This is a genomic window from Streptomyces sp. NPDC019937 (assembly GCF_040631655.1).
Classification (GTDB): Bacteria; Actinomycetota; Actinomycetes; order Streptomycetales; family Streptomycetaceae; genus Streptomyces.
On the sequence record NZ_JBEYAL010000037.1, the window covers coordinates 21,595 to 48,232 of the forward strand.

The 26,638-nt window shown below is 72.2% G+C and carries 17 protein-coding genes and 1 pseudogene; 4 read left to right on the forward strand and 14 right to left on the reverse strand.

The window, feature by feature from the left end; genetic code table 11:
• Positions 1-13 precede the first annotated feature (13 nt).
• Complete coding sequence (locus tag ABZ562_RS30965) at positions 14-2,056, forward strand: glycoside hydrolase family 31 protein (protein WP_361485856.1); 2,043 nt, start codon at positions 14-16, stop codon at positions 2,054-2,056.
• A 54-nt stretch (positions 2,057-2,110) separates the two neighbouring features.
• On the opposite strand, the gene ABZ562_RS30970 is transcribed toward ABZ562_RS30965, so the two are convergent.
• Genes ABZ562_RS30970 through ABZ562_RS30990 form a run of 5 tightly spaced genes read right to left on the reverse strand, consistent with a single transcriptional unit; the run spans position 2,111 to position 8,546 of the window.
• Positions 2,111-2,812, reverse strand: a complete 702-nt coding sequence (locus ABZ562_RS30970) for a hypothetical protein (RefSeq protein WP_361485858.1) — start codon at positions 2,810-2,812, stop codon at positions 2,111-2,113.
• Positions 2,782-4,830: a beta-galactosidase gene (locus ABZ562_RS30975; protein ID WP_361485860.1), complete on the reverse strand. Its 2,049-nt coding sequence runs from the start codon at positions 4,828-4,830 to the stop codon at positions 2,782-2,784. The genes ABZ562_RS30970 and ABZ562_RS30975 overlap by 31 nt, the downstream gene beginning before the upstream one ends.
• Positions 4,831-4,885: 55 nt before the next feature.
• Positions 4,886-5,842, reverse strand: a complete 957-nt coding sequence (locus ABZ562_RS30980) for a carbohydrate ABC transporter permease (protein WP_361485862.1) — start codon at positions 5,840-5,842, stop codon at positions 4,886-4,888.
• A gap of 8 nt (positions 5,843-5,850) precedes the next feature.
• Positions 5,851-6,864, reverse strand: a complete 1,014-nt coding sequence (locus ABZ562_RS30985; RefSeq protein WP_361485864.1) for an ABC transporter permease subunit — start codon at positions 6,862-6,864, stop codon at positions 5,851-5,853.
• Positions 6,864-8,546, reverse strand: coding sequence for an extracellular solute-binding protein (locus ABZ562_RS30990; RefSeq protein WP_361485866.1), 1,683 nt, complete (start codon positions 8,544-8,546; stop codon positions 6,864-6,866). Before ABZ562_RS30990 ends, ABZ562_RS30985 begins: the two co-directional genes overlap by 1 nt.
• Positions 8,547-8,802: 256 nt before the next feature.
• Between ABZ562_RS30990 and ABZ562_RS30995 the strand changes: the two genes are divergently transcribed.
• A complete protein-coding gene (locus ABZ562_RS30995) occupies positions 8,803-11,769 on the forward strand; it encodes a glycoside hydrolase family 3 C-terminal domain-containing protein (RefSeq protein WP_361485867.1) in 2,967 nt (988 codons plus the stop codon).
• A gap of 48 nt (positions 11,770-11,817) precedes the next feature.
• Here ABZ562_RS30995 and ABZ562_RS31000 read toward each other — a convergent pair whose 3' ends face one another.
• From ABZ562_RS31000 to ABZ562_RS31010, 3 genes are all read right to left on the reverse strand, one after another.
• A complete protein-coding gene (locus tag ABZ562_RS31000; RefSeq protein WP_361485869.1) occupies positions 11,818-13,278 on the reverse strand; it encodes an aldehyde dehydrogenase family protein in 1,461 nt (486 codons plus the stop codon).
• 151 nt (positions 13,279-13,429) lie between these two features.
• A complete protein-coding gene (locus ABZ562_RS31005; protein ID WP_361485871.1) occupies positions 13,430-15,163 on the reverse strand; it encodes a PucR family transcriptional regulator in 1,734 nt (577 codons plus the stop codon).
• Positions 15,164-15,288: 125 nt separating this feature from the next.
• Positions 15,289-17,505, reverse strand: coding sequence for an ATP-binding protein (locus ABZ562_RS31010; RefSeq protein ID WP_361485873.1), 2,217 nt, complete (start codon positions 17,503-17,505; stop codon positions 15,289-15,291).
• A gap of 270 nt (positions 17,506-17,775) precedes the next feature.
• On the opposite strand from ABZ562_RS31010, the gene gabT reads away from it, so the two are divergent.
• Both gabT and ABZ562_RS31020 read left to right on the forward strand, forming a co-directional pair.
• Positions 17,776-19,125 (forward strand): 4-aminobutyrate--2-oxoglutarate transaminase, encoded by a 1,350-nt coding sequence (gene gabT / locus ABZ562_RS31015; RefSeq protein ID WP_361485875.1) that lies wholly within the window; start codon positions 17,776-17,778, stop codon positions 19,123-19,125.
• 259 nt (positions 19,126-19,384) lie between these two features.
• Positions 19,385-20,059, forward strand: a complete 675-nt coding sequence (locus tag ABZ562_RS31020) for a phosphatase PAP2 family protein (RefSeq protein ID WP_361485877.1) — start codon at positions 19,385-19,387, stop codon at positions 20,057-20,059.
• A gap of 105 nt (positions 20,060-20,164) precedes the next feature.
• Here the strand turns inward: ABZ562_RS31020 and ABZ562_RS31025 are convergent.
• The 6 genes and pseudogenes from ABZ562_RS31025 to ABZ562_RS31050 form a co-directional block, all read right to left on the reverse strand.
• Positions 20,165-20,906: pseudogene (locus tag ABZ562_RS31025) on the reverse strand (phosphotransferase).
• Between the two features lie 64 nt (positions 20,907-20,970).
• Positions 20,971-22,413: an FAD-dependent oxidoreductase gene (locus tag ABZ562_RS31030; protein WP_361485969.1), complete on the reverse strand. Its 1,443-nt coding sequence runs from the start codon at positions 22,411-22,413 to the stop codon at positions 20,971-20,973.
• A gap of 20 nt (positions 22,414-22,433) precedes the next feature.
• The gene (locus tag ABZ562_RS31035; RefSeq protein ID WP_361485879.1) at positions 22,434-23,228 is read right to left on the reverse strand and encodes an ABC transporter permease; all 795 of its coding nucleotides are present in this window, start codon (positions 23,226-23,228) and stop codon (positions 22,434-22,436) included.
• Positions 23,228-24,166 carry an ABC transporter permease gene (locus ABZ562_RS31040; protein ID WP_361485881.1) on the reverse strand — a complete coding sequence of 313 codons (939 nt, stop codon included), beginning with the start codon at positions 24,164-24,166 and terminating at the stop codon, positions 23,228-23,230. The genes ABZ562_RS31035 and ABZ562_RS31040 overlap by 1 nt, the downstream gene beginning before the upstream one ends.
• Complete coding sequence (locus ABZ562_RS31045; RefSeq protein WP_361485884.1) at positions 24,163-25,311, reverse strand: ABC transporter ATP-binding protein; 1,149 nt, start codon at positions 25,309-25,311, stop codon at positions 24,163-24,165. Before ABZ562_RS31045 ends, ABZ562_RS31040 begins: the two co-directional genes overlap by 4 nt.
• 28 nt (positions 25,312-25,339) lie before the next feature.
• Complete coding sequence (locus ABZ562_RS31050; RefSeq protein WP_361485971.1) at positions 25,340-26,587, reverse strand: spermidine/putrescine ABC transporter substrate-binding protein; 1,248 nt, start codon at positions 26,585-26,587, stop codon at positions 25,340-25,342.
• Between the last annotated feature and the right edge of the window lie 51 nt (positions 26,588-26,638).

Below are 26,638 nucleotides of genomic sequence, written 5' to 3' on the forward strand. Positions count from 1 at the left end.
GAGGAGCGCCTCCGTGAACCCGTCGCCGCCTTCGCCCGCCTCTTCCTCGCTCGCCCAGTCCTCCCCCACCGTCGGCACCTTCGCCGAGCGCGGCAGCGCGCTGGAGTGGAGTGGGCGGCAGGAGACCGTACGTCTGGAGCCGTGGGGGCCCGACGCGATCCGGGTGCGCGCCCGGCTCGGCGGGCCGCTGCTGGAGGACCTCCCCGGCGCGCTCCTCGACGGCCCGCCCAAGGCGGCCGCGCGCGTCGCGATCGGGGCCGGGGAGGCGTCGCTGACCTGCGGCGCGATCACCGCCCGGATCTCCGCGGAGGGCATGATCCGGTTCGAGACCACCGAGGGCGGCCGGGAGCTGCTCGCCGAGCAGCGCGCCCACTTCTGGTGGCCGGGGCCGCGGCTGCGCACCGCCACCGGCAACGGCTACCACCGCATCGAGCAGCGCTTCGAGGCCTACGAGGGCGAGCGGCTGTACGGCCTCGGCCAGCACCAGCACGGACTGCTGGACCAGAAGGGCGCCGTGATCGACCTGGTGCAGCGCAACTCCGAGGTGTCCATCCCGCTCCTCACCTCCAGCCGCGGCTACACCCTGCTGTGGAACAACCCGGCGATCGGGCGGGTCGAGCTGGGCGCGACCGGCACCCGCTGGGTCGCCGACAGCGCCCGCCAGATCGACTACTGGATCACGGCCGGGGACCCGGCCGCCGCGCAGCGCCGCTACTCGGCGGTGACCGGCCGCGCGCCGATGCTGCCGGAGTGGGCGGCCGGGTTCTGGCAGTGCAAGCTGCGGTACCGCACCCAGGAGGAGCTGCTGGCCGTGGCCCGCGAGCACAAGCGGCGCGGGCTGCCGATCGACGCGATCGTCTGCGACTTCTTCCACTGGACGCACCTGGGCGACTGGAAATTCGACCCGGTGGCCTGGCCCGACCCGGCGGCGATGACGCGGGAGCTGGACGACCTGGGCATCAAGCTGGTGGTCTCGGTGTGGCCCTCGGTCTCCCCGCTGAGCGAGAACCACGAGACGATGGAGCAGCGGGGCTTCCTGGTGGGCACCGAGTACGGGCCCACGGCGCACGCCGACTGGCCCGATGTGCGCGAGGGCGAGCGGATCCACGTCGCCTTCTACGACGCGACCCATCCGCGGGCCCGGGAGTTCATGTGGTCGCGGGTGCGGGAGAACTACCTGGAGCCGTACGGGATCCGCGCCTTCTGGCTGGACGCCTGCGAACCGGAGATCAAGCCCGGTTTCCCGGCGAATCTGCGCTACCACGCGGGGCCGGGCCTGGAGGTCGGCAACCTCTACCCGCGCGAGAACGCCCGGGCGATCCACGAGGGCTTGCGCGCGGCGGGCGAGGAGGAGGTGGTGACCCTCAACCGCTCGGCGTGGGCGGGCAGCCAGCGCCACGGGGCCGCCCTGTGGTCCGGCGACATCGGCACCGACTTCGCGACCCTGCGCCGCCAGATCGCCGCCGGGCTCAACGTGGCCCTGTCCGGCATCCCGTGGTGGAACACCGACATCGGCGGCTTCCACGGCGGCGACCCGGACGACCCGGCCTACCGCGAAGTGCTGATCCGCTGGTTCCAGTTCGGCACGCTGTCGCCGATCATGCGGCTGCACGGCTTCCGTGACCCCGGACTGCCGCTCGGGCCCGGCATGACCGGCGGCCCGAACGAGGTGTGGTCGTACGGGGAGGAGGCCGAGCGCGTCCTCGGCTCCTGTCTGCGGCTGCGCGAGCGGCTCAAGCCCTACGTGCTGGCGCAGATGCGCGCCGCCCACGAGGAGGGGCTGCCGCCCATGCGCCCGCTCTTCCTGGAGTTCCCCGGCGACGAGGCGGCCTGGGGCGTCGCGGACGCCTTTCTGCTCGGCCCCGACCTGCTGGTCGCCCCGGTCCTGGAGGCGGGCGCCACCGATCGGACGGCGTACCTCCCGGCGGGCGCGCGCTGGACGGACGCCTGGACGGGCGAGGAGTACGACGGCGGCCGGCCGGTGACCGTCCCCGCCCCGCTGGACCGCATCCCGCTGTTCCTGCGGGACGGCGCCCGGCTGCCGGTGCGGGATTGACCCGCCCGGGGCGCGTACCGCCGCCGTCGGGGGGCGGCGGCGGTACGCGGGGCGTCAGCTCGCGCTGACTCCGAAGCTGTTGGTCTTGAAGTCCAGACCGCCGGACGAGGAGGTGATCTCGTAGCCGAACTGGACGTCTCCGATGGTCACGTCGCCGAACCAGCCCTTGGTGTTCTTGATCCAGTTCACGATGGACTTGATGTCCACCGTGCCGGAGCTGGAGTTGGAGCTGCGGATGAAGGAGAAGACCTGGTTGGAGCCGTTGCTGCCCTTGTAGACGGTCCAGGTGTGGCCGCCGAGGGTGACGGTGCCCTGGGAGGTGCCGAGGGGGCCGACCGGGCCGGTCTTGTTGACCCACAGCATGATCTCGTACGCGTGGTTGCTGTCCCAGATGTCGTACGAGGTGTTGTACGCGCCCGAGGCCGGCACGGTGACGTTGTAGCTGCTCGTCAGGCTGTTGATGGCGCTGATCTTCTTGCCGACGACCTTCTTGGCGTTGGGGTAGGACTTGATGCCGCCGGTGTTCGGGTGGTTGGCCCAGACGCCCCAGTCACTGGCGGAGTTGGCCCAGATGCTCTGCGCTCCGGCGCCGGAGCCCCAGATGTTGTTGTAGAGGGTGTAGCCGCCGGTGGACCAGTTGCCCCACTGCTCCGAGGAGGACCAGGTGGCGGCGTGGGCGGGGGCGGCGGCGAAGCCGATGAGCGCGAGGAGCGCGAACAGCGGGGTCAGGAAGAGCTTTCGAGCGGCTCGGTGCACGGTGCTGCTCCCTTCGGGTGGGGGGAATCGAGCGGGGCCAGGACCACGGCCGCGTAGCGGTCGAGGTGGACCTGGGTGTCGTACACGCGGCCGGTGAGCAGGTCGGTCCGCGCGGACGGGAGGGGGACGACCGCGGGGGCGCGGCCGTGGTTGAGGAGGAAGAGGCAGTCGCCGCGCGGCACGGCCTCGACACCCTCGGGGATGCCGGGCAGCGGTGGCCGCAGGCCCGCCTCGGCGGCGGCGCGGGCCAGCAGGGCGCGCAGGGCGGCGGGTTCGGGGAGGGTGGAGACGTACCAGGCGGTGCCGTCGCCGTAGGCGTTGCGGGTGACGGCGGGCAGTCCGTCCAGCTCACCGCCCTTGATCCGGGCGACGGTCTCGGCGGTGGCCGGCTCCAGGTCCTCGGACCAGAGGGTGCCGGTGAAGGGGCCGAGCCAGGGGCTCTCGGCGGTCACCGTCTCGCCCTCGTCCAGCGGCCACCACTCGTGGACCGTGCGCAGGCCCAGGATGTCGCGCAGCCGCTGGTCGACCCCGCCGGGGCGGACCCGGTCGTCCTCGTCGGCGACGCCGGTGAAGAAGCCGCAGACGAGGGTGCCGCCGCCGCGGACGTAACCGGCCAGGTTCTCCAGCGCCTCATCGGTCAGCAGATAGAGATGGGGCACGGCGACCAGGGCGTAGTCGGCGAGGTCGGCGTGCGGGTGGGCGAAGTCGGTGGTGAGGTTCCGCCCCCACAGGGCCTGGTGCCAGGCGCGCAGCACCCGGTCGTAGTGGAGCCGGGAGGAGGGGCGGCCGTCCTGGACGCTCGCCCACCAGGCGTGCCAGTCGTGCAGGATCGCGGCCCGGGCGGGGACGTCGCTGCCCGCGACCGGGCCCAGCTCGCGCAGCTGGGCGCCGAGTTCGCGCACCTGGGCATAGGTGCGGCCGTGCTCCCCGGCGTGGGTGACCATGCCGGAGTGGAACTTCTCAGCTCCCTGCCGGGACTGCCGCCACTGGAAGAAGCAGACGCCGTCGGCGCCGCGCGCGACGGCCTGCAGCGACCACAGCCGCATCAGGCCCCGCGGCTTGGGGTGGTTGACGCCGCGCCAGTTGACCGGGCCGGCGGCCTGTTCCATCAGCACCCAGGGCCCGCCGGCCTGGGAGCGGGTCAGGTCGTGGATCATCGCCCCGTACGCGCCGCCGTGCGGGTCCTTGGGGTCGGGGTAGACGTCGACGGAGACGACGTCCTCCTCGGCGGCCCAGGCCCAGCCGTCCTGGCCGATGAACAGCGGCATGAAGTTGGTGGTCACCGGGATGTGCGGGGTGCGCGCGGCCAGCGCGTCGCGCTCGGCGGTGAAGCACTCCAGGAGTGCGTCGCTGGTGAAGCGGCGGAAGTCCAGCGCCTGCGCGGGGTTGCCGAGGTACTGGGCCCGGCGCGGCGGGATGATCTCCTCCCAGGAGTCGTAGCGCTGGCTCCAGAACGCGGTCCCCCAGGCCTCGTTGAGTGCGTCGAGGCGGCCGTACCTGGCGCGTAACCAGCGGCGGAAGTGGGCGGCGGTGGTGTCGCACCAGCAGTGGGTGCCGTACTCGTTGCCCACGTGCCACATCCGCAGGGCGGGGTGGTTCCCGTAGCGCTCGGCCAGGTCCTCGGTGATGCGCAGCGCGTAGTCGCGGTAGACGGGGGACGAGGCGCAGAACTGGTTCCGCGAGCCGTACCAGACGACTCCGCCGGTCTCGTCGCGCGGCAGCGTCTCGGGGTGGCGGGCGCCCATCCAGGGCGGCGGGGAGGCGGTCGGGGTGGCCAGGCACACCTCGATGCCGCCCTGGTGGAGCAGGTCCATGACCCGGTCGAGCCAGCCGAACTCGCGGGCCCCGGGGCGGGGTTCGAGCGTGGCCCAGGAGAAGACGCCGACCGTGACGGTGGTGACGCCCGCTTCGCGCATCAGCCGGACGTCGTCGTGCCAGACGCTCTCGGGCCACTGCTCGGGGTTGTAGTCGGCGCCGTAGAGGACGCGGCCGCGGGTGGCGTCGTTCAGGTCGGGCATACCGGCTCTTTCCGGTCGGGGCTGGCTGGTGGAACGGGCGGGCGGCTCGCGCGGATCAGCCCTTGACGGCGCCGATGAGCATGCCCTTGGTGAAGTGCTTCTGGACGAAGGGGTAGAGGATCGCGACCGGGATCAGCGCCAGCACCATGACGGCCATCTGCACGGCCAGGCCCGGGACCTGCTGGCTGGAGATCATCTGGGACATGCCCTGGGGAGCCTGCTGTTTGATGACGAGCTGGCGCAGGATCATCTGCAGCGGCCACATCTGCTGGTCGTTCAGGTAGAGCATCGCGTTGAACCACTGGCTCCAGTAGCCGACCGCGTAGAACAGCGAGACCACCGCGACCACCGCCTTGGACAGCGGCATCACGATCCGGAACAGGATCCGCCACTCCCCCGCGCCGTCGATGCGGGCGCTGTCGACCAGCTCGGGCGCGGTGTCCTGGAAGAACGCGCGCAGCACCAGCACGTTGAAGACCGAGATGGCGCTCGGCAGGATCATCGACCAGTAGCTGCCCTCCAGTCCGACCCCGGTGACCAGCAGATACGTGGGGATCAGACCGGCGTTGAAGAACATCGTGACGAGCAGCAGCATCAGGATCGGACGGTGCAGGAACGACCCGGAGCGGGACAGTCCGTAGGCGCACAGCACGGAGACCACCGTGCTGATCGCGGTGCCGACCGCGGTGAGCGCGAGGCTGACGAGCGTCGCGCGGGTCACCGTGCCGCCGCTCAGCAGCTCGGTATAGGCCCGGAAGGTGATCGTCTTGGGGACGATGACCAGACCACCGGCGTCGGTGATGGTCCTCTGGTCGGAGAGGCTGGTGACGATCACCACCCACAGCGGGCCGAGGATCGCCAGGCACACCCCGGTGAGGGTGATGCCCTTGAGCCCCTGGCCGACCTTGCCGGGCTCCTCCTCCCACACCGGGCGCTTCTCCCCGCCGCGCCGGCGCAGGGGGTGGGCGGAGGGCGTCGCGGCGGGGGCGGCGGGCCGCTCGGTCACGGTCATGTCCGGCGTCATTTCCGGTAAACCCCCTGCTCGCCGAGCATATGGGCGACTTTGTTGGCGATCAGCACCAGGACCAGGCTGAAGACGCCCTTGATCAAGCCGCCCGCGGCGGCGATCCCGTAATCGGTGTTGGCGATGCCGACCCACCACACATAGGTGTCGAAGACCTCCGAGGCGCCCGGCCCCACCGCGTCACGCTGGAGCAGGATCTGCTCGAAGCCGACGGTCAGCGCGTCGCCGACGCGCAGCACCAGCAGCAGGGCGATCACCGGGCGCAGCGCGGGCAGCGTGACGTGCCACATCCGGCGCCACCGGCCCGCGCCGTCCACGGCGGCCGCCTCGTACAGGTCCTGGTTGACCGCGGACAGCGCGGCGAGGAAGACGATCACGCCCCAGCCCGCGTCCTTCCACACCAGCTGGGCGGTGACCAGGAACTTGAAGACCCCCGGGTCGGTCATCAGGTCGAAGCCCTCGTACCCGTGGGAGCGCAACTGCTGGGCGAGGAGCCCGGCGCCGCCGAGCATCTGCTGGAAGATCGTGATGACCAGCACCCAGGAGAAGAAGTGCGGCAGATACAGGATCGACTGCACCAGGCCCCGGAGCCGGTCGCTGAGCACGCTGTTGAGCAGCAGCGCGAGCGCGACCGGCACCGGGAAGAACAGCACCAGCTGGATGAAGGTGATGCTGAGGGTGTTGGCGAAGGCGTCCCAGAAGCGGCTGTCCTGGAAGAGCAGGGTGAAGTTGTCGAACCCGGTCCAGGGGCTGGTCCACAGCCCCTGGGTGAACGGGTCGTAGTCCTTGAAGGCGACCGTGGTCCACAGCAGCGGGACATAGGTGAAGAGCAGGAGCAGAGCGACGGCGGGGGCCGTCATCAGCAGCAGGGTGCGGTCGCGGCGCAACCGGTGCCACCACCGGACGCCGTCCGCGGGGCGGCGGCGGCCGTGGGCTTCCGCCCGGTCGGGGAGGTTCCGGTGGCGGAGCTTGCGGTCGCGGAGGTTCCGGTCGGGGAGGTCCACCGCCATCAGGCGCCGCTGCCGTTCTCGTCGAGCAGCTTGGCATACCAGTCGCGGAGCCGGTCGCCGCCGCCGCTGCGCCAGTCACCGATGGCCCGCTGGGCATCCTTGATCGACTTGCGGCCGCGGGTGACGTCCTTGGCCAGGTCCTCGAAGGGGGTGTAGAGGGAGGCGTAGCGATTGGGCTCCTGGATCTGCATGCCGTAGAAGAGCGGCTTCTTCGCGAACGTGCCCATGCGCTGCATCCAGCCGCAGTAGTCCTTGACCATCTGCGGGAAGTCCGGGTAGGCGACGCCGGCCTGCGGGGACACGATGAAGCGGTAGGTGTCCTGGACATCCCGCACACCGGTGGCGTTCTTGACCGGGACGCCGTGCTTCATGGTGTGGTGCACACCCTCGACGCCGTAGTCGATGAGCCGCTGCTCCTTGGTGCCGAAGGGCGCGGCGATGAAGTTGGCGACGGCGAGGATTTCCTCGATCTGCTCCTTGCCGAGGTTCTTGTTGAGGAAGGACCAGATCTGGGCCGGCGGGTCGAGATAGATGATCGGGTCGCCGCCGTCGGGACCGAAATAGTCCATTCCCTGGATCTTGAAGTCGGGGTGGGGCTCGGCCTGTTCGAACGTGGCGCCGTACCATTTGGCGTCGCCGTCGTTGAAGATGAGGGTCTGGCCGGAGGTGAAGCGGGTCAGCGCGTCATTGGCCTTGCCCGCGACCGCGTCGGGGTGGACATAGCCCTTGGCGAAGAGCTTGCGGCACCACTCCAGGGCCTCGAGGTAGTTGTCGGTCTCCACCTTGTGGACGAGCTTTCCGTCCTTCTCCACCCAGTAGTACGGTTTTTCGCCCGGGCAGCCGAAGATTCGCTGCGCCGACCACCACATGTCGTCGCATGCCCACACCTTGCTCCTGGGCCGGGTGATCTCCTTGGCGAGGGCGAGGAATTCGTCCGGGCTCTTGGGGACCTGGTATCCGTTCTTCTTGAACAGGTCCTCGCGGTAGAACGGAATGACTCCGGCGAGCGGGCGGGAGGGCATCGGCAGGCCGCGGAGCTTGCCGCCGAAGACGGACATCTGCCAGGCGGCGGTGGGAATGGCGGCCAGGTTGGGGTATTTCTTGACCTTGTCGCCGGAGAGATACGGGCCGAGGTCGGCGAATTTGGCGCTGACCGCGCCATGGATCTTTCCGCCCATCTCCCACAGCGGAATCATCACGATGTCGGCGATGTCTCCGGAGGCGAGGACGGCGCTGAGCTTCTCACCGTAGGTGTTGCCGTCCTGCGGTTGAAGTTTGATCGTCGCGCCGAGCGCTTCGTTGACGGCCTTGTAATAGGCGTTGTTCTTGGGCGGCGGAGTGCCCCACAGCGGTTCGAACATGGTGTAGCTGCCGCCGTGTCCGGGCTTGCCCTTCACGGAGGCGACCAGGGCGGCGGCGGGCGGGGCCTTGGTGTAGCCGGGACTGGAGCCGTTGACGCTCGGAATATCCGGGTCCGCCACCTTCGAGGCCACATAGGTCGGCAGCAGCTTCTTCAGGTCCTTGCCGGAGGTGGTGCCGTTCTTGTCGCCGCTGCCCTCCGTGGAGCACGCGGACAACAGCGGAACGCCTCCCGTCACGGCCGCCGCGGCGATCGCCGTGGAGGCCAGGAAGGTTCTCCGGCTGGGAGGGGAAGTGGAGGCCGAAGCCTGGGAGTTCGGCATTGCGTCAACCCTTCGTGGCGAGCCCGCCGTACGACCGATGGTCGAAGCGCTTCGATATTGCGCTGAGATTAAGTCGGGGGGTCAGGTCGCGCAAGGGCCGGGCGGGAAGGAGTCGACGAAGGCTCGTTGATTCTTGTTCTATCCCAACTGGGTGACGCACAAGGGGCATTGATCGATCGAGTCTTGACAGGGCGCGGCTCGGCCCTCCAGCATCGAAGCGCTTCGAATCACACCTCCGACCTCCGCGAGGAGACCTGTGAGCGGCTGCGAGCCCGGTGCGCCGACGACCCGTCCGCCCTTCCGCGATCCGCGGCTGCCGCTCGGCGCCCGCGTGGACGACCTGCTCACCCGGCTCACGCCCGACGAGCGGATCGCGATGCTCCACCAGTACGCCCCCGCGGTGGAACGGCTCGGCCTCGCCGCCTTCCGCACCGGGCAGGAGGCGCTGCACGGCGTCGCCTGGATGGGACCGGCGACCGTGTTTCCGCAGGCCGTCGGGCTCGGCGCCACCTGGAGCCCGGACCTGGTGCGGCGGATCGGCGCGGCGGTCGGCGCCGAGGTACGGGCCATGCGCGCCCGCGACCCCCGGATCGGGCTCAACGTGTGGGCGCCCACGGTCAATCTGCTGCGCGATCCGCGCTGGGGCCGCAACGAGGAGGGGTACGCCGAGGATCCGTACCTCACCTCCACCCTGGCCGCCGCCTTCACCCGCGGGCTGCGCGGCGACCACCCGGACCGCTGGCGCACCGCCCCGCTCCTCAAGCACTGGCTGGCGCACAACAACGAGACCGCCCGCGACACCACGTCGTCCTCCGTGCGCCCGCGCGTCCTGCACGAATACGACCTCGCGGCCTTCCGCGGCGCGGTGCGGGCGGGCGCGGTGGCCGGGGTGATGCCCGCGTACAACCTGGTCAACGGGCGGCCCAACCATGTCTCCCCGTATCTGCGGGAGCACTTGCGCACCTGGACCGGCCAGGAGCTGGTGGTGTGCTCGGACGCGGGCGCGCCGTCCAACCTGGTCGACTCCGAGCACTACTTCGCCACCCATGAGGAGGGCGTGGCGGCCGCCCTGCTGGCCGGGGTGGACAGCTTCACCGACCACGACCAGGACGCCTCGAAGACGATCGGCCGGGTGCGGGGCGCGCTGGAGCGGGGGCTCATCGACGCCTCCGTGATCGACACGGCGGTGCGGCGGCTGCTGACGATGCGGTGCGCGCTGGGCGAGTTCGACGGGGACGACGATCCGTACGCCGACCCGCGGAGCGCCGGTTTCGACACGCCCGCGCACCGGGCGCTCGCCCTGGAGGCCGCCGAACAGGCCGTCGTCCTGCTCAAGAACGACGGGCTGCTGCCACTGTCGCCGTCCACCACCGGCACCGTGGCCGTGGTCGGCCCGCTCGCCGACGAGTGCAAGCTCGACTGGTACAGCGGCGCTCTGCTGCGCCGCAGTTCGCCGCGCGAGGCGCTGGCCGCGCGGCTCGGCGCGGACCGCGTGGTGTTCGTGGAGGGGACGGACACCGTACGGCTGCGCACCGCGGCGGGCTGGGTGCGGGTGCCGTCCGGTGCCGTGGCGGAGGAGCAGGGGCGGGAGGGAGCGCGGGAGGCGTCGCTCAATCCGGCGCAACAGGCCGCGCGCACCGATCTGCCGCCGCTGACCATCGGCGACACCCCCACCGACCTGGCGCTGGCCGACTGGGGCGGGGGCGTGTTCACGCTGCGCGCCCCCTCCGGCCGCTATCTGACGGTCGCCGGGGACGGTTTCGTCCGGGCCGCCGCCGAGCAGCCCGGCGGCTGGGTGGTCCAGGAGACGTTCGCGCTGGAGCGGCACGGGAGCGGACATCTCCTCAGACACGGCGGGACGGGCGGATATGTCTGTGTCGCCGCCGAGGGCCTGAAGGTTGCCGACCGCTCCCGGGCCGAGGTCTTCCACCGGCACGTCGTCGAACGCGGCGAGGACGCCGTCGCGCGCGCCGCCGCGGCCGCCGACACGGTCGTCGTCGTCCTGGGCAACGATCCGCACATCAACGGCCGCGAGACCGAGGACCGCGCCACCCTCGCCCTGCCCGCCGGGCAGGACCGGCTGTGGCGTACGGCCCACGCCGCCAACCCGCGCACCGCGCTGGTGCTGACCAGCAGCTATCCGTACGCCGTCGGGGACGCGGCCGGCGCGCTGCCCGCCCTGCTGTGGACCGCGCACGGCGGCCAGGCGGCGGGCACCGGACTGGCCCGGGTGCTGTTCGGCGACGTCTCACCGGCCGGGCGGCTGCCGCAGACCTGGTACGCCTCCGAGGACGATCTGCCCGATCTGCTGGACTACGACATCATCGCCTCCCGCGCCACCTACCTCTACTTCGACGGCGCCCCGCTCTTCCCCTTCGGGCACGGCCTGTCGTACACCCGTTTCGACTACGACGACCTGTCGGTGCGGCGGACCGACGACGCTGCCCCTGCCGGGTCGCTGGCCGTCGAGTGCACGGTCACCAACTCCGGCCCGTGCGACGGCGACGAGGTGGCGCAGATCTATGTGAGCGCGCCGGGGGCGCGCGTGCCGCGCCCGCACCGACGGCTGATCGCCCACCGCCGGGTGGCCTTGCGCCGGGGCGAGCGGGTGCGGCTGTTCTTCACCGTGCCGGTGGACGAGGCGCTGGGGTTCTGGGACGTGGCCCACGGCCGCTGGACCGTCGACCCGGGCCGTTACGAGATCCACGCGGGCGCCTCCAGCGCGGACATCCGCCGCACCGCCGCCCTCACCCTCGACGGCCCGCCGCCCGCCCCGCGCCCGGTGCTGCGGCGCGGGCTGGAGGCCGCGGACTACGACGCGACGGACGGCACCGTGCTCGTCGACCGCGCCAAGGCCCGCGGCGACGCGGTGGCCTGCGGCGACGAGGCGGTCGGCCGGCTGCTCTTCCGCGCCTGCGACTTCGGCGCGGGCGCGACGGCGGTCACGGTCGAGGCGTCCCGCGAGACGGCGGGCGGGGCGACGAACGGCGGGGCGACGAACGAGGGGGCGACGGACGGCGGGGCGGCCGCCGACGAGGCGGCGGTCGAACTGCACCTCGCCGACGGCACGCCCCTGGCCACCGTCGCCATCCCGCCCACCGGCGGCCGCTACGCGTACACCGCCGTCCGCGCCGATCTGCCCACGCCGCCGACCGGCGTGCACGACCTCCACGTCACGCTGCGCGGGGCCCTGCGGCTGGCCCGCCTCGGCTTCGAAGGCTGAGAGCCCGTACGAAGCCCGGGGCGGGCCGTATCCGTTCCGGCGGTGGGCCTACAGGTCGATCCCGGTGAGAACCATGACCCGCTCGTAGGTGTAGTCCTCCATCGCGAACCGCACGCCCTCGCGCCCCACGCCGGACTTCTTGGCGCCCCCGTAGGGCATCTGGTCGGCCCGGTACGACGGCACATCGCCGACGATCACCCCGCCGACCTCCAGGGCGCGGTGCGCGCGGAACGCGGTCTGCACATCGCGGGTGAAGACGCCCGTCTGCAGCCCGTACTTGGAGTCGTTGACGGCCGCGAACGCCGCCTCCTCATCCGCCGCCCGCTGGATGGTGAGCACCGGGCCGAAGACCTCCTCGCAGGAGATCGTGACGTCCGCCGGGACGTCCGCGAGCACCGTCGGGGCGTAGCTCGCGCCCTCGCGCTTGCCGCCCGTCAGCAGCTTCGCGCCGGCCTGCACGGCCTCGTCCACCCAGGACTCGACGCGCTTGGCCGCGTCCTCGTCGACCAGCGGGCCGACATCGGTCGCGTCATCGGACGGATCGCCGGTGACCTGCGCCTCGACGGCCGCGACCACCTTCGGCAGCAGCCGCTCGTACACCGACGCGTCCGCGATCACCCGCTGCACGGAGATGCAGGACTGGCCGCCCTGGTAGTTGGAGAAGGTGCCGATGCGGGTGGCCGCCCAGTCGAGGTCGGCGTCGGCGTCGTAGTCGGACAGGACCACCGCCGCGCCGTTGCCGCCCAGCTCCAGCGTGCAGTGCTTGTGCGGCACCGACGCCTGGATCGCGTAGCCGACCTTGTCCGAACCGGTGAAGGAGATGACCGGCAGCCGCTCGTCCTGGACCAGCGCGGGCATCTGGTCGTTCGGCACCGGCAGCACGCTCCAGGAGCCCGCCGGAAGGTCCGTCTCGGCCAGCAGCTCGCCGAGGACCAGCGCGGACAGCGGGGTCGCGGGCGCCGGCTTGAGGATGATCGGCGCGCCGACGGCGAGGGCCGGGGCGACCTTGTGCGCGCACAGGTTCAGCGGGAAGTTGAACGGCGCGATGCCGAGCACGGTGCCCCGCGGGAAGCGGCGGGTCAGCGCGAGCCGCCCCTCGCCACCGGCGTCGGTGTCCAGCCGCTGGGCCTCGCCGCCGTTGAACCGGCGGGCCTCCTCCGCCGCCAGCCGGAAGACGGAGACGGCGCGTCCGACCTCACCGCGCGCCCACTTCATGGGCTTGCCGTTCTCGTCCGAGATGAGCCGGGCGATCTCTTCGGTGCGCTCGGCGAGCCGTCGCGCGACGTGGTCGAGGGCGGCGGCCCGTACGTGCGCGGGCGTCGCGGCGAACTCCCCGCGCACGGCCTCGGCGGCCGCCACGGCCTCCTCGATCTGCGCCTTCGTGGGAACGCTCACCGCGCCGACGCGCCGGCCGTCCCAGGGCGACGTGACCTCGAGCGTGCTCTCGCCCGTCGCCTCGCGACCGGCGAGCCAGAACGCATGGGTGACAGCTTCGTTTGTGTCTGGCACAGCGGATCCCGACCCTTCTGAAGTGGTGGGGTGATGGTGCGGTTGTCTCTCGCCTCCCACCGTAGGCGCGTGGGACGCGCGGCGCGTTTGTCCGAGGCGGCGCAGTCGCTGCCCGCAGCGCACCGCAATGGCGTGACGCCCTGGGGCTTCCTCAGGACGACTTCAGCGTGGGGGTCGCCGGGGCCGTGGCCTTCAGGGCCAGCCAGAGCTCCATGCGGACATCCGGGTCGTCGAGGGAGCGGCCCAGGATCTCCTCCACGCGCCGCATCCGGTAGCGCAGGGTGTGCCGGTGGACCCCCAGGTCGGCGGCGGCCGCGTCCCACTGCCCGTGCCGGGACAGCCAGGCGCGCAGCGAGGCGACCAGGTCGCCGCGGCCCGTCGCGTCGTGGTCGCGCAGGGCGCGCAGCATGCCGTCGGCAAAGGCCCGTACGGCGTCGTCGGCGAGCAGCGGCAGCAGCGAACCCGCCGCGACGTGCTCGTGCTCGACCAGCACCCGCCCGCGCCGCCGGGCCACCGACAGGGCCTGCTCCGCCTGCCGGTAGGCGGCCGCGGCCGCGATGGGGCCCGCCGGGGCGGACAGGCCGATGACCAGGTCGCCGCACTGGTCCGCGGCGGCGCCGCGGTCGCGGGGGCGGGTCGCCGTACCGCGGCGGCTCTCGATCCCCTCGGCGTGCTCCGTACAGCCGGCGACCGCGGCTCCGCCGTCCGGGGCCAGCACGATCAGCCGCTCGCCGTCGGGCACGACGAGCACCGCCTCGCCGGCGCGGGCCGCGGCCGCCTCCATGGCGTCCACGAGCACGCCGAGGGGATCGGCGCGGTCCGGGTCGCCCGCGCCACCGCTCGTATCGCCGTCCGAGGATGTCTCCGCCGCCGTCTCGTCCGTGGCGTACGCCGTGTGCGACGCCTGTCCGCCACCGCCCGGCACCGCCTCGGCCACCAGCATCCGGAAGGGGGCGTCCAGCAGTTCCCCGTACAACCGCCCGGCCACCGCCCGGGCGTGGTCCGGCTCCCCCGCGAGCAGCATCCGCAGCACGGCGGTGCCCAGCCGCTGCTCGGCCTCCCGCAGGGCCCGGGAGCGCTCGGTGGTCAGGGTCAGCAACGCCACGGCCGAGTGCACGGCGTAGCGCTCGGCGGTGCCCAGCGGCGCGCCCGTACCGACCGCGAGGACGCCCCGGGTACGGCGCCCGGTGCCCAGCGACTGCAGCTCCACCCGGTCCGTCGCCTCATCGCCCGCCTCCGCGCCGCCCCCGCCGACCACCACGCTCGCCGGGGCGGGCCGGGCGCGCAGCCGCTCGGCGTCGGCCGTGTGCCGGGCGGCGCGGCGGGCCGCCCAGTCGGGGGCGGCGGCGACCACGGAGCCGGAGGCGTCGTAGAGCGCCGCCCAGCCGTCGACGTGCGCGGCGAGCCGGGCGAGCAGCGCGGTGGGCCCCTCGGCGCCGATCGCGGCGCGGGTCAGCTCGCGCTGCGCCTCGAATCCGGCGGTCACCGCGCGGTACTGGTCGGCGGCTATCGCCGCCGAGACGGCCTTGCTGATGGCGATGAAGGGTGTACGGCGCGGCACCACGAGCAGCGGCAGCCCCTCCTCCTTCGCCGCGGCCACGAGCGCCGCCGGCACCTCGTCGTAGGCGACGCCGACCGCGAAGCCCAGCCCCACCACCCCCGCGCCGACCAGCCGCCGGACGTAGCGGGCCATGGCGGCCGGGTCCTCGGCGTCCAGCTTCATCGCGGTGATGAGCAGCAGCTCGCCGCCCTCCATGTACGGCACGGGGTCGGCGAGCTCGCTGACATGGGCCCAGCGCACCGGCGTCTCCAGCCGGTCCTCCCCCGCGAGGACGGACAGCTTGAGCGCGGTGTGGTGCACGAGTGAGGCGAGCGTGGGAGGCATGGCACCTTCGATGCGGATGCGACGACGAATGCGACTGGACGGAATGCGACTTCACCGCCCCGTATGAACGGCTACTGCCGATTCTGCCTCAATGGACGAATCCGTGGTATCCGCGACGAGCGCCCTCAGCCGCGCAGATCCACCAGCACCGGCGGCCCGCCCTCACCCCGCACCGACGTCACCGACAGCACCGCGTGCCCGGCGGGGACCGAATGCGCCAGCTCCGAGGCGGACCAGCGCTCGCGCTCCACCTTCCGCACCGTCACGGACTGGGTCGTGACGGCCTTCCCCGTCACGACCTTGCGAATGAAGTGCAGGACCTTGGTGAACGGCTCGTCCGAGATGATCTGCCGGTCGGTGACGTCCCGGGTCTCGACCCACTCCGTGCCCCACACCTCCGCGAACCGGGCCCCGTCCCACGTCGTCACCCCGGCGCAGGCCATCCGGCACCCGACCGCCCCCAGCAGGGCGCTGCGCAGCGCCTCGGGAACGTCGTCGAGGGTGCGGAGGGTGAGCACCGCGCCCGCGTGGGCGGCGCGGAGGCGCTGGATGCCGCGCAGCGCCTCGGGGGTGATGGTGTGCGACGCGTCGTCGAGGACCAGGCAGGCGAAGAGCGACCGGTCGGCGCGGCCCACGGCGCACTCGGTGAACTGCGCGAGCACGAGACGGGCCAGCATGCGGGACGCCTCGGCGTGCCCGCGCTCCGGCAGATCGATCCGGACCCGCAGCGGGTGTTCGAGGGCGCGGAGGGAGAACGGACGGCGGTCGCCGGTGGTGTCGAAGAAGTCGGCGAACGCGGGCCGGTCCAGCAGCGCGATCCGGTCGGCCAGCAGCGCGCCGACGTCCCCGGGCGCACCCGACTGCCGCACCCGCGCCTCCAGCTCCCGCGCCTGCGCCCGCTCCCCCGCCGCCTCCAGCGCCTCGCGCAGCGCGCCAACCGCCGTCTTCGCGCCGTCGAGCAGCTCGCGCAGCTCCGGCACGGCCGGGAAGCGGCCGTGAGCGGCGCGATAGGGGCCGAGCAGCTGGGCCAGCGCCGTCGCTGCCCGGCGGCTGTCGCCGCCGGGCAGCGAGGCGGCCATGTCGCCGATCAGCGCCTCGGCGAGGATGCCCGCGGCCTCGTCGGGGTCCGTGGTGCCGCCGTAGAGGTCGAAGTCGTAGACGGAGTCGGGCCGGCCGATCTTCACGACGACGTCGAACGCCTCGTCGGTCCCCAGGCCCGCCCCCGCCGCCCCCACGGCCACCACCGCGACCCGCCCGGCGAGCGCCTGCAGGCACAGCGACTCCACTACGGGCCGCACCAGCCGCCCGGTCTTCCCCGACCCGGGCGGCCCGACGGCGAGCAGCGAGGTCCCCAGCACATCGGGGTCGAGCGCGAGCCCGGCGCCGCGGTGCTGATACGGATTGCGCAGATCGTCGAGGGCGGTCCCGAGGCGGACCTGGCGGGTGAGCAGATCGTGCTCGGCCGTGCGCGCGGGGAGGTCCCGGGCGCCGGACGGATGGCCGTGCGAGGCGGCACCGTGGCGCAGCACGGTGTCGGTGAACGCGGCGAGCGAATTCCGTCCGGCGCGCACGGACTGCCAGGCGTGCTCGATCCGCGTGTGATCGACGTCGTTCATCGCCCCGGCCCGCGCGTCGGCCGCCAGCCGATCAGCCGCCCCATGCGCCCCGGCGGCCCGCAGATGCGGCCACTCGACGGGGTCGGCCTCGGGCCGACTCGGCTCGGCCGCGGCGTCCGTCTCGTCCCAGGCCCGCCGGAAGAGGGGCGTGACGTAGCGGCGCCAGACCTCGCCCCAGTGGCCGACGCGGCCGAAGAGGGCCGCGAGGACGGCGACGCAGAGGCCGATATAGATGCGCTGAGACCACCAGCCTGCGTCTGTGTTGCCCCCACGCTCGTACCACGAGTCGGGCGTCAGCAGATACATCGGCCACAGCCAGTAGCCGCCGAGGTACCCGTTCCAGAGCAGCGACCAGACCAACCAGCCGCAGAGGCCGGCGATCAGCGCGCCGCTGATCAGGCGTCGTCCGGGAATCCTCTCCGGATCCTCCGGCGGCTTGGGCTTGTGCCCGTACCTCCACACCCCCGGCCCCGCCTCCTCGGAGCGCGGCGCCCGCAGCCATGCGGCGAAGGACGGCCGCGTACCTGAGCCCGTCGCGGGCGGGGTCGTGGGTGCCGCCGACGGCATGGGCGGCGGCCCCGCCGGCCGACCCATGGCCGTCGCGGGCGCCTGCTCGGGGTAAGGCTGGGCATACGGGGGCCGGTCAGGCACGCGCGGCGGAGCAGGGGGGATGGGCGGGGGGATGGGTCGGGTGTTGCGGGAGTCGAACGTGCCCTCGGTGTCCATCTGCTACCCCTTGCCCCCTGACCGGCTGTGCCTCTGCGTTTCGCGCCACCGCGCCACCGCTCAATCTAGTGTTCCCGCCCGGGGAGTTCAGCGACCCCACCGGGGTGGCACCTCACAAGGTGCCGGGATGGCGCCGGGGCCGCGGCTATGGCCTTCGCGGACAACGCACCCCACCCACTGCTCCCGAACGGAACATGCCGCTTCGCTCGCCGCGCGCCTAGCCTGCGAGTAAAGCCCCTGTCACGTCCCTTTCTTTCCGTGGAGTACCTCATGACCGAACTGTCCGGAGGCCCGTCCCTCCCCCAGGAGCGTCGCGTCGTCACCGCGATTCCCGGCCCGAAGTCGCAGGAGCTGCTCGCCCGTAAGAACGCGGTGGTCGCCGGCGGCGTGGGCAGTGTGCTGCCGGTCTTCACGGTGCGTGCGGGCGGCGGGGTGATCGAGGACGTGGACGGCAATTCGCTGATCGACTTCGGTTCCGGCATCGCCGTGACGTCGGTCGGCTCCAGCGCCGAGGCCGTGGTGCGCCGGGCGTCGGCGCAGCTGGCGGACTTCACGCACACCTGTTTCATGGTGACGCCGTACGAGGGGTACGTGGAGGTCTGCGAGGAGCTGGCGCGGCTCACGCCGGGCGATCACGCCAAGAAGTCGGCGCTGTTCAACTCGGGCGCGGAGGCGGTGGAGAACGCGGTGAAGATCGCCCGCGCGCACACCAAGCGCCAGGCGGTCGTCGTGTTCGATCACGGCTACCACGGCCGGACCAACCTCACCATGGCGCTCACCGCCAAGAACATGCCGTACAAGCACGGTTTCGGCCCCTTCGCGCCCGAGGTCTACCGGGTTCCCCTCGCCTACCCCTACCGCTGGCTGACGGGCCCGGAGAACTGTGCCGAGGAGGCCGCGGCCCAGGCCATCGACATGATCAGCAAGCAGGTCGGGGCGGAGAACGTGGCCGCGATCGTCATCGAGCCGGTCCTCGGTGAGGGCGGCTTCATCGAACCGGCCAAGGGCTTCTTGCCGAGGATCGCCGAGTTCGCGAAGGACAACGGCATCGTCTTCGTCGCGGACGAGATCCAGTCCGGCTTCTGCCGCACCGGCCAGTGGTTCGCGTGCGAGGACGAGGGCATCGTGCCGGACCTGATCACCACCGCCAAGGGCATCGCGGGCGGGCTTCCGCTGGCCGCCGTCACCGGCCGTGCCGAGATCATGGACGCGGCGCACTCCGGCGGCCTCGGCGGCACCTACGGCGGCAACCCGGTGGCGTGCGCGGCGGCGCTGGGCGCGATCGAGACGATGCGCGAGCTGGATCTCAACGCGAAGGCCAAGCGCATCGAGGAGGTCATGAAGGGCCGGCTATCCGCGATGCAGGAGAAGTTCGACCTCATCGGCGACCTCCGGGGCCGCGGCGCGATGATCGCCGTCGAACTGGTGAAGCCGGGCACCAAGGACCCCGACCCGGAGGCCACGGCGGCCGTCGCCAAGGCCTGCCACGCCGCCGGGCTGCTGGTCCTGACCTGCGGTACGTACGGGAACGTGCTGCGTTTCCTGCCGCCGCTGGTGATCGGGGAGGACCTGCTGAACGAGGGTCTGGACGTCCTCGAGGGCGCCTTCGCCGAGCTGTGACTGTGGGTGGATCGTCGAGCCGCGTGAAGAAGATGTGCGGGGCCGATGACAGGTGGGTGATCGGCCTGTCCGACAGCCTCTCGCTGCCGTACGGTCGTTGCAGATGAGAGAAACACCCCGCCCGCAGGGGACTGCGGGCGATGCCGAGCCGGTGCTTCCCCAGCCCCGACCCGGCTGTGCCCTCGCGCACACCACTGGAGCCTCCGGCTCCGGATCTCCTCACCGATCGGACGGCCGCCCGCCCCAAACCCCCCGGGGCGTGCGGCACACCGGTCGCCACGGCGGCCCCGGAACCACCCCCCCTGTTCCGGGGCCGCCGTCTGCCTTCCTCCGGGCGCTCGCCCTCCCCACGGTGCTGCTGGTGATCTTCGCGCTGTGCGCCTGGCAGGTCGCCGCCCATGGTCCGCTGTTGACGCTCGACGAGCGGCTCGGCCGCGCCATCGCCGGATCGCCCCTCCCCTCCCCCGTCGCGGAGTTCTTCGCCGACCTCGGCAATACGGCGGTGGCGCTCCCGGTCCTCGGCCTCGCGTTCGCCTGCGCGGCGTGGCGCTCCCCGACCGCGGCGCGCCGCTGGCCGGGGCCGCTGGCCGCCGCGCTGGCGATGGCGGCGGTCCCGGCCCTGGTCGCGCCGCTCAAGGCGCTGATCGGCCGCCCGGGTCCGCCCGGCCCGCCGGCGGGCGAGACGGGCTTCTTCCCGTCCGGCCATGCCGCGACGGCGGCCGTCGCCTACGGCGCGGCGGCCGTACTGCTGCTCCCCCTCCTGCGCGGACGGCTCCGGGGGTGGCTGATCGGCGTCGTCGTCCTGCTCAACCTCGCGGTGGGGGTGGGTCTGGTCCGCCGGGCCTACCACTGGCCGCTGGATGTGGTCGGGAGCTGGTGTCTGTGCGGCTGTCTGCTGTGGGCGGTGCTGCGGGTGCGCCAACAGTCCGAGTAGCCACCGGCGGCCGCCGCAACGGCGTGGCGACGACTGCGCACCCCCTTTGTCGGGGATAAGGGCAGGTGATGCGCCCCAGAGGAGGGCCTTCGGGCCCGCGCGGCCTCACATCCGGGATCTCAGCACGTCGACCTCACAGCCCGGCGCGAAGGGGTCGAAGCCGTACTCGATCAGCGAGCGAACCACCAGCAGGCTGCGCAATGACCACCACGCGTGGATCACATCGCGGTCGATGTCGGTGCCGTAGCCGGCGATGACGTCGTCGAGGTGCTCCTCGTGTCCGAGCGTGAAGGTGGCGAGGTCGTACAAGGCATCACCCTGCCCCGCCTCGGACCAGTCGATGATCCCCGTGACCTCGTCGCCGTCGACGAAGACGTGCGCGATCTGCAGGTCGCCGTGCGTGAACGCCGGAGTCCACGGCCGAAGCGCGGCCTCGGCGGCTTGGCGGTTGCGGGTGACCAGGTCCGCGGGCAGGGCGCCGTTCGCCACGAGCCACTCGCACTCGTCGTCGAGTTCCGCCACCAGCGCGACGATGCTCCGGCCGGCCGGGCCGGGGCGGCAGCGGCGCGTCGTGCAGCTTGCGGATGGCGGCGCCCGCCGCGGCCCACGCCGCCGACGACCCGGTCGACGGCCCGCCGAGGCGCCCAAGCGTCGTCCCCGGGAGTGCGGCGGTCGCGAGCACGGGCGGCTTGCGCCACAGGACCTCCGGGGTCGGGACCGGCGCGAGGGACATCGCCTCGACCTCGACGTCGATGCGCGCCTGATCGGCGTCCACCTTCAGAAACACATCGCCCACGCGCAGGGTCGCGCGCTCGGAATGGGCGACGACGACTTTGACTTCATCCATGGGCGACCAGTATCTCGGGGACGATCGCCGATGTCGCCGGGTTTCCAGGCGGGCGACAGGGACCTCAGCTGTCGAAGCCCAGCCCCATCCGGTCCATCGCCTTGAGCCACAGGTTGCGCCGTCCCCCGTTGGCGTCGGCCCGGCTCATCGACCACTGGGTGAGGCCGATCCCCGCCCAGCGGACCGGTTCCGGCGGGAACGGCAGCGGCTTGCTGCGCACCATCTCCAGCCGGGTCCGCTCGGTGTGGTCCCCGGCCAGCAGGTCGAGCATCACCTCGGCGCCGAAGCGGCTCGCGCCGACGCCGAGGCCGGTGTAGCCGAGGGCGTAGGCGACGCGTCCGCCGTGTGCGCTGCCGAAGAACGCGGAGAAACGGGAGCAGGTGTCGATCGCGCCGCCCCAGGCGTGGCTGAACCGGACGCCCTCCAGCTGCGGGAAGCAGCGGAAGAAGTGCCGGGCGAGGGTGCGGTAGGTGGCCGGGTGGTGGTCGTATTCGGCGCGCACGCCGCCGCCGTAGCGGTAGACGATGTCGTGGCCGCCCCACAGGACGCGGTGGTCGGCGGTGATGCGGAAGTAGTGGAAGTGGTTGGCGGTGTCGCTGAGGCCCTGGCGTCGCCGCCAGCCGATCGCGGCGAGCTGGGCGCCGGTCAGCGGCTCGGTCATCAGGGCGTGGTCGTAGACGGGGACGATGTACGGGCGGACGCGGCGCACCAGGGCCGGGAAGGCGTTGGTGGCGAGGGCGACCTGCCGGGCCCGTACCCGGCCGTAGGGGGTGCGCGCCAGCATGCCGGGGGTGCCGGTTCCGGCGCGGCTCAGCTGCTCGGCGGGGGTGTGTTCATAGATCCGTACGCCCAGCTCGGCGCAGGCCCGCTTCAGGCCCCAGGCGAGCTTGGCCGGGTGCAGCATGGCCACGCCCCGGTGGTCCCACAGCCCGGCGAGGAAGGTGGGCGAGTCGACCTCGGCGCGTACCGCGTCGCGGTCCAGGAACCGGGGCTCGGTGATGCCGAGCGCGGCGGCCCGGGCGGCGGTTTCGCGCAGTTCGGCGATCTGGTGGGGCCGGGTGGCGACGTCGATCTCGCCGGTGCGCTCGAAGTCGCAGTCGATGGCGTAGCGGGCGACGGCGGCTTCGATGGCGTCGAGGTTGCGGTGGCCGAGCCGTTCCAGTGCGGCCAGTTCATGGGGCCAGCGGGCGGCGCCGTTGCCGAGGCCGTGGGTGAGGGAGGCGGCGCAGAAGCCGCCGTTGCGGCCGGAGGCGGCCCAGCCGGACTCCTGGCCCTCGACCAGGACCACGTCGCGGCCGGGGTCGCGCTCCTTGGCGGTCAGGGCGGTCCACAGTCCGCTGTAGCCGCCGCCGATGACGAGGAGGTCGCAGCGCTCGTCGCCGACCAGGGCGGGGTTCGGGCGGGGCCGTCCGGGGTCGTCCAGCCAGTACGGGGTGTAGGCGACGTCGGCGAGGGCTTCCAGGACGGGCGGTCCGGGAGTGTCGCCGCCTCCGGGAGAGCGGGGCATGGCGTCCGCGGCCATGGTGGTCAGCTCCTCTTCCGGCGGGCGCCGGCCAGTTGACCGGCGAGGACGCACAGCACCGCGAGGGCGAACATCGCCGTTCCGATCACGTTGATCTGGACGGGGGTGCCGCGCTGCGCGGATCCCCACACGAACATGGGGAAGGTCACGGTGGATCCGGCGTTGAAGTTGGTGATGATGAAGTCGTCGAAGGAGAGCGCGAAGGACAGCAGCGCGCCGGCGGCGATGCCGGGCGCGGCGATCGGCAGGGTGACGCGCAGGAAGGTCTGCGCCGGGGAGGCGTAGAGGTCCTGGGCGGCCTGTTCCAGCCGGGGGTCCATGCTCATGACGCGCGCCTTGACGGCGGTGACGACGAAGCTCAGGCAGAACATGACGTGGGCGATGAGGATCGTCCAGAAGCCGAAGCCGACGCCCATGTTGAGGAAGAGCGTAGCGAGGGAGGCGGCCATGACGACCTCGGGCATCGCCATCGGGAGGAAGATCAGGCTGTTGACGGCGGGGCGGGCCCGGAAGCGGTAGCGGGCCAGCGCGAAGGCGATCATCGTGCCGAGGACGGTCGCGCCGAGCGTGGCCCACACCGCGAGCCGCAGGCTCAGCGCGAGGGAGCCGCACAGGTCGGCGACGCCGCACGGATCGGTCCAGGCGTCGGTGGAGAACCGCTGCCAGGCGTAGTTGAAGCGGCCGTTCGGCTTGTTGAACGAGAAGACCAGGACGACGACGTTCGGCAGGATCAGGTACGCGAGGGTGGCGAGCCCCGCGAGGACCACCAGGTTGCGCCGTGTCCAGCGGATGAGGGCCATCAGAGGAGATCCTCCGTCCCCGCCTTGCGGATGTAGACGGTGACCATCGCGAGGATCGCCGCCATGAGCAGGAAGGACAGCGCGGCGGCCGTCGGGTAGTCGAGTACCCGCAGGAACTGCGCCTGGATGACGTTGCCGATCATCTTCTGGTCGGTGGAGCCCAGCAGCTCGGCGTTGATGTAGTCGCCCGCGGCCGGGATGAAGGTGAGCAGGGTGCCCGCGACGACGCCCGGCATGGACAGCGGGAAGGTGACCTTGCGGAAGACGGTGCTGGGGCGGGCGTAGAGGTCGCGGGCGGCCTCGTGCAGCCGGCCGTCGATGCGTTCCAGGGAGCTGTAGAGCGGCAGGATCATGAAGGGCAGGAAGTTGTACGTCAGCCCGCAGACCACGGCGAGCGGGGTGGCCAGTACCCGCTGCCCCTCGGTGATCCCCAGACCGCTGGTCACGTCCAGGATGTGCAGGGAGTTCAGCGCCCCCACCACCGGGCCGCCGTCCGCCAGGATCGTCTTCCAGGCGAGCGTGCGGATCAGGAAGCTGGTGAAGAACGGCGCGATGACCAGGATCATGAGCAGATTGCGCCAGCGGCCCGCGCGGAAGGCGATGAGGTAGGCGAGCGGGTAGCCGAGCAGCAGGCACAGCACGGTGGCGGTGGCCGCGTACAGCACCGAGCGCAGGAACTGCGGGGCGTATTCGGTGAGCGCGTCCCAGTAGGTCTGGACGTGCCAGGTGACGGTGAAGCCCTCTTCGAGGGAGCCGGTCTGGACGGAGGTCGACGCCTGGTAGACGAGCGGGGCCGCGAAGAAGACCAGCAGCCACAGGATGCCGGGGAGCAGCAGCCAGTAGGGCACCAGCCGCTTGCGTACGGACGTCCTTCGGGGCGTCTCGCGGGGTGTGGCACCCGCGGCGGGGGCCGTGTCGCGCGTCTCCGTGGCCGTCACGCCGCCTCCCCGCCGGAGCCGGGGCCGGAGCCGGTGCCCGCGTCGAGGCCGAAGGTGTGGGCGGGGTTCCAGTGCAGGACGACTTCGGCGCCGGGGACGAGCCGGGGGTCGCGCTCGATGTTCTGCTCGTAGACGGCCAGCTCGGCGCCGTCCGGGGTGGCCACGACGTACTGCGTGGAGACGCCGATGAAGCCGGCGTCCGCGATGCGGCCGGTCATCCGGTTGCGGGTCGCGGGGACGGCGCCGTCGTCCTCGGCGGGGGTGAGGGAGATCTTCTCGGGGCGCACCCCGACCAGCACCGTGGCGCCGGTACGGACGGCGGCGCGGCACCGCCCGACGGGCAGGGTGAGGCGGCCTCCTGCGGCCGTGAGCAGGAGGTCGCCGCCGCTCTTGTCGGTGATCTCGGCCTCGATGAGGTTGGAGGTGCCCAGGAAGTTGGCGACGAAGGTGGTGCCCGGGCTCTCGTACAGCTCGGCCGGGGCGCCCAGCTGCTCGACGCGGCCGCCGTTCATCACCGCGACCGTGTCGGCCATGGTCATGGCCTCCTCCTGGTCGTGGGTGACGTGGACGAACGTGATGCCGACCTCGGTCTGGATGCGCTTGAGTTCCAGCTGCATCCGGCGGCGCAGCTTGAGGTCGAGCGCGCCCAGCGGCTCGTCGAGGAGCAGCACCCGGGGGTGGTTGATCAGCGCGCGGGCGAGGGCGACGCGCTGCTGCTGGCCGCCGGAGAGCTGCTGGGGCTTGCGGCGGGCGAAGTCGCCGAGCTGGACGAGGTCCAGCATCTCCCCGACCTGCTTCTTGACGGACTTGATGCCGCGTCGGCGCAGCCCGAAGGCGACGTTCTCGTAGATGTCGAGGTGCGGGAAGAGGGCGTAGCTCTGGAAGACGGTGTTGACGGGCCGCCGGTGCGGCGGGAGGGCCGTGATGTCGTCCCCGGCGAGCCGGATGGTGCCGGTGGTGGGCTCCTCCAGACCGGCGATCATGCGCAGGGTGGTGGTCTTGCCGCAGCCGGAGGCGCCGAGCAGGGCGAAGAAGGAGCCGGCGGGTATGTGCAGGTCCAGTGGGTGGACGGCGGTGAAGGACCCGTAGGTCTTGCCGATCCCGTCGAGCCGGACGTCGCCGCCGGTGGTGGTGGGCTGGGTCATGGGGTGGGCATCCTCGCGTGTCAGGCCGTCAGGCGCCGGTGAGCTTGGCGAACGCGTCCTCGAACGCCGTCTCTTCCTTGCTCGAGAGGGAGCGGAAGGCATGGGACTTGGCGGCCATCTCCTCGTCGGGGAGGATCAGCGGGTTGTCCGCCAGCGTCTGGTCGATCTTCGCGAGTTCGGCGCGTACGCCGTCGACCGGGCAGACGTAGTTGATGTAGGCGGCGACCTTCGCGGCGACCTCGGGCTCGTAGTAGTAGTCGATGAGCCGTTCGGCGTTCTTCTTGTGCCGGGCCTTGGCCGGGATCAGCAGGTTGTCGGTGGCGGTCATGTAACCGGCGTCGGGGACGGCGAGTTCGATCTCCGGGTTGTCGGCCTGGAGCTGGATGAGGTCCCCGGCCCAGGCCATGCAGGCGGCGAGGTCGCCCCGGGTCAGGTCGCCGGTGTAGTCGTTGCCGGTGAAGCGGCGGATCTGGCCGCGGTCGGACGCCTTTTGGAGGCGGGCGATCGCCGCGCCGAAGTCGTCGGCGGTGACGTCCTCGGGCCGTTTGCCCATGTCGAGAAGGGTCAGCCCGACGGTGTCGCGCATCTCGGTGAGCAGGCCGACCCGGCCCTTGAGCCGGGGGTCCTCCAGGAGCTGGGAGACGGAGGTGACGCCGCGGCCGCCGGTGGCCTTCTTGTTGTACGCGATGACGGCGGGGATGCCGGTCCAGGGATAGGAGTGGGCGCGGCCCGGATCCCAGTCCGGATCGCGGAATTCCGCAGCCAGGTTCGTATAGGCGTGGGGCAGGTTGGCCGCGTCCAGGGTCTGCACCCAGCCGAGCCGGATCATCCGGGCGGCCAGCCAGTCGGTGACGCAGATGAGGTCGCGTCCGGTGTCCTGGCCGGCGGCGAGCTGCGGCTTGATCTTGCCGAAGAACTCCACGTTGTCGTTGATGTCCTCGGTGTACTTCACCGTGATGCCGGTGCGGCGCCGGAACTCCTCCAGGGTCGGGCGGTGGCCGCCCTTGGTCTCGTCCATGTACTCGGTCCAGTTGGAGAAGTCGACCCGCTTCTCCTCGGCGGAGTGGTCGTCGGCGGCGCCGGCGGCACCGGTGCGCCCGGCGGGCGGGATACCGCAGCCGGTGAGCGCCCCGAGCCCGCCGACGGCGAACGCTCCGGCGCCGCCCGCACGCAGCAGCCCACGGCGGCTCAGCGCCATGCGGCCGCCGGTCACGCTGCGCCGGATCGCGGCGAGCTGCGGCGCGGACAGGCTCTCGGGCTCGTGCCGTGACTCCATACGCTGTGCCCCCTCGGCGAACCGCCGCTCCGTCGGACCGCATCGCTGATC

Excerpts from the sequence above, each read along its gene's own strand:
- ABZ562_RS30975 (WP_361485860.1), bottom strand. The coding sequence starts at position 4,830 with ATGCCCGACCTGAACGACGCCACCCGCGGCCGCGTCCTCTACGGCGCC.
- ABZ562_RS30980 (WP_361485862.1), bottom strand. The coding sequence starts at position 5,842 with ATGACCGTGACCGAGCGGCCCGCCGCCCCCGCCGCGACGCCCTCCGCC.
- ABZ562_RS30985 (WP_361485864.1), bottom strand. The coding sequence starts at position 6,864 with ATGGCGGTGGACCTCCCCGACCGGAACCTCCGCGACCGCAAGCTCCGC.
- ABZ562_RS30990 (WP_361485866.1), bottom strand. The coding sequence starts at position 8,546 with ATGCCGAACTCCCAGGCTTCGGCCTCCACTTCCCCTCCCAGCCGGAGA.
- ABZ562_RS31005 (WP_361485871.1), bottom strand. The coding sequence starts at position 15,163 with ATGCCTCCCACGCTCGCCTCACTCGTGCACCACACCGCGCTCAAGCTG.
- ABZ562_RS31010 (WP_361485873.1), bottom strand. The coding sequence starts at position 17,505 with ATGGACACCGAGGGCACGTTCGACTCCCGCAACACCCGACCCATCCCC.
- gabT (WP_361485875.1), top strand. The coding sequence starts at position 17,776 with ATGACCGAACTGTCCGGAGGCCCGTCCCTCCCCCAGGAGCGTCGCGTC.
- ABZ562_RS31030 (WP_361485969.1), bottom strand. The coding sequence starts at position 22,413 with ATGCCCCGCTCTCCCGGAGGCGGCGACACTCCCGGACCGCCCGTCCTG.
- ABZ562_RS31035 (WP_361485879.1), bottom strand. The coding sequence starts at position 23,228 with ATGGCCCTCATCCGCTGGACACGGCGCAACCTGGTGGTCCTCGCGGGG.
- ABZ562_RS31045 (WP_361485884.1), bottom strand. The coding sequence starts at position 25,311 with ATGACCCAGCCCACCACCACCGGCGGCGACGTCCGGCTCGACGGGATC.
- ABZ562_RS31050 (WP_361485971.1), bottom strand. The coding sequence starts at position 26,587 with ATGGAGTCACGGCACGAGCCCGAGAGCCTGTCCGCGCCGCAGCTCGCC.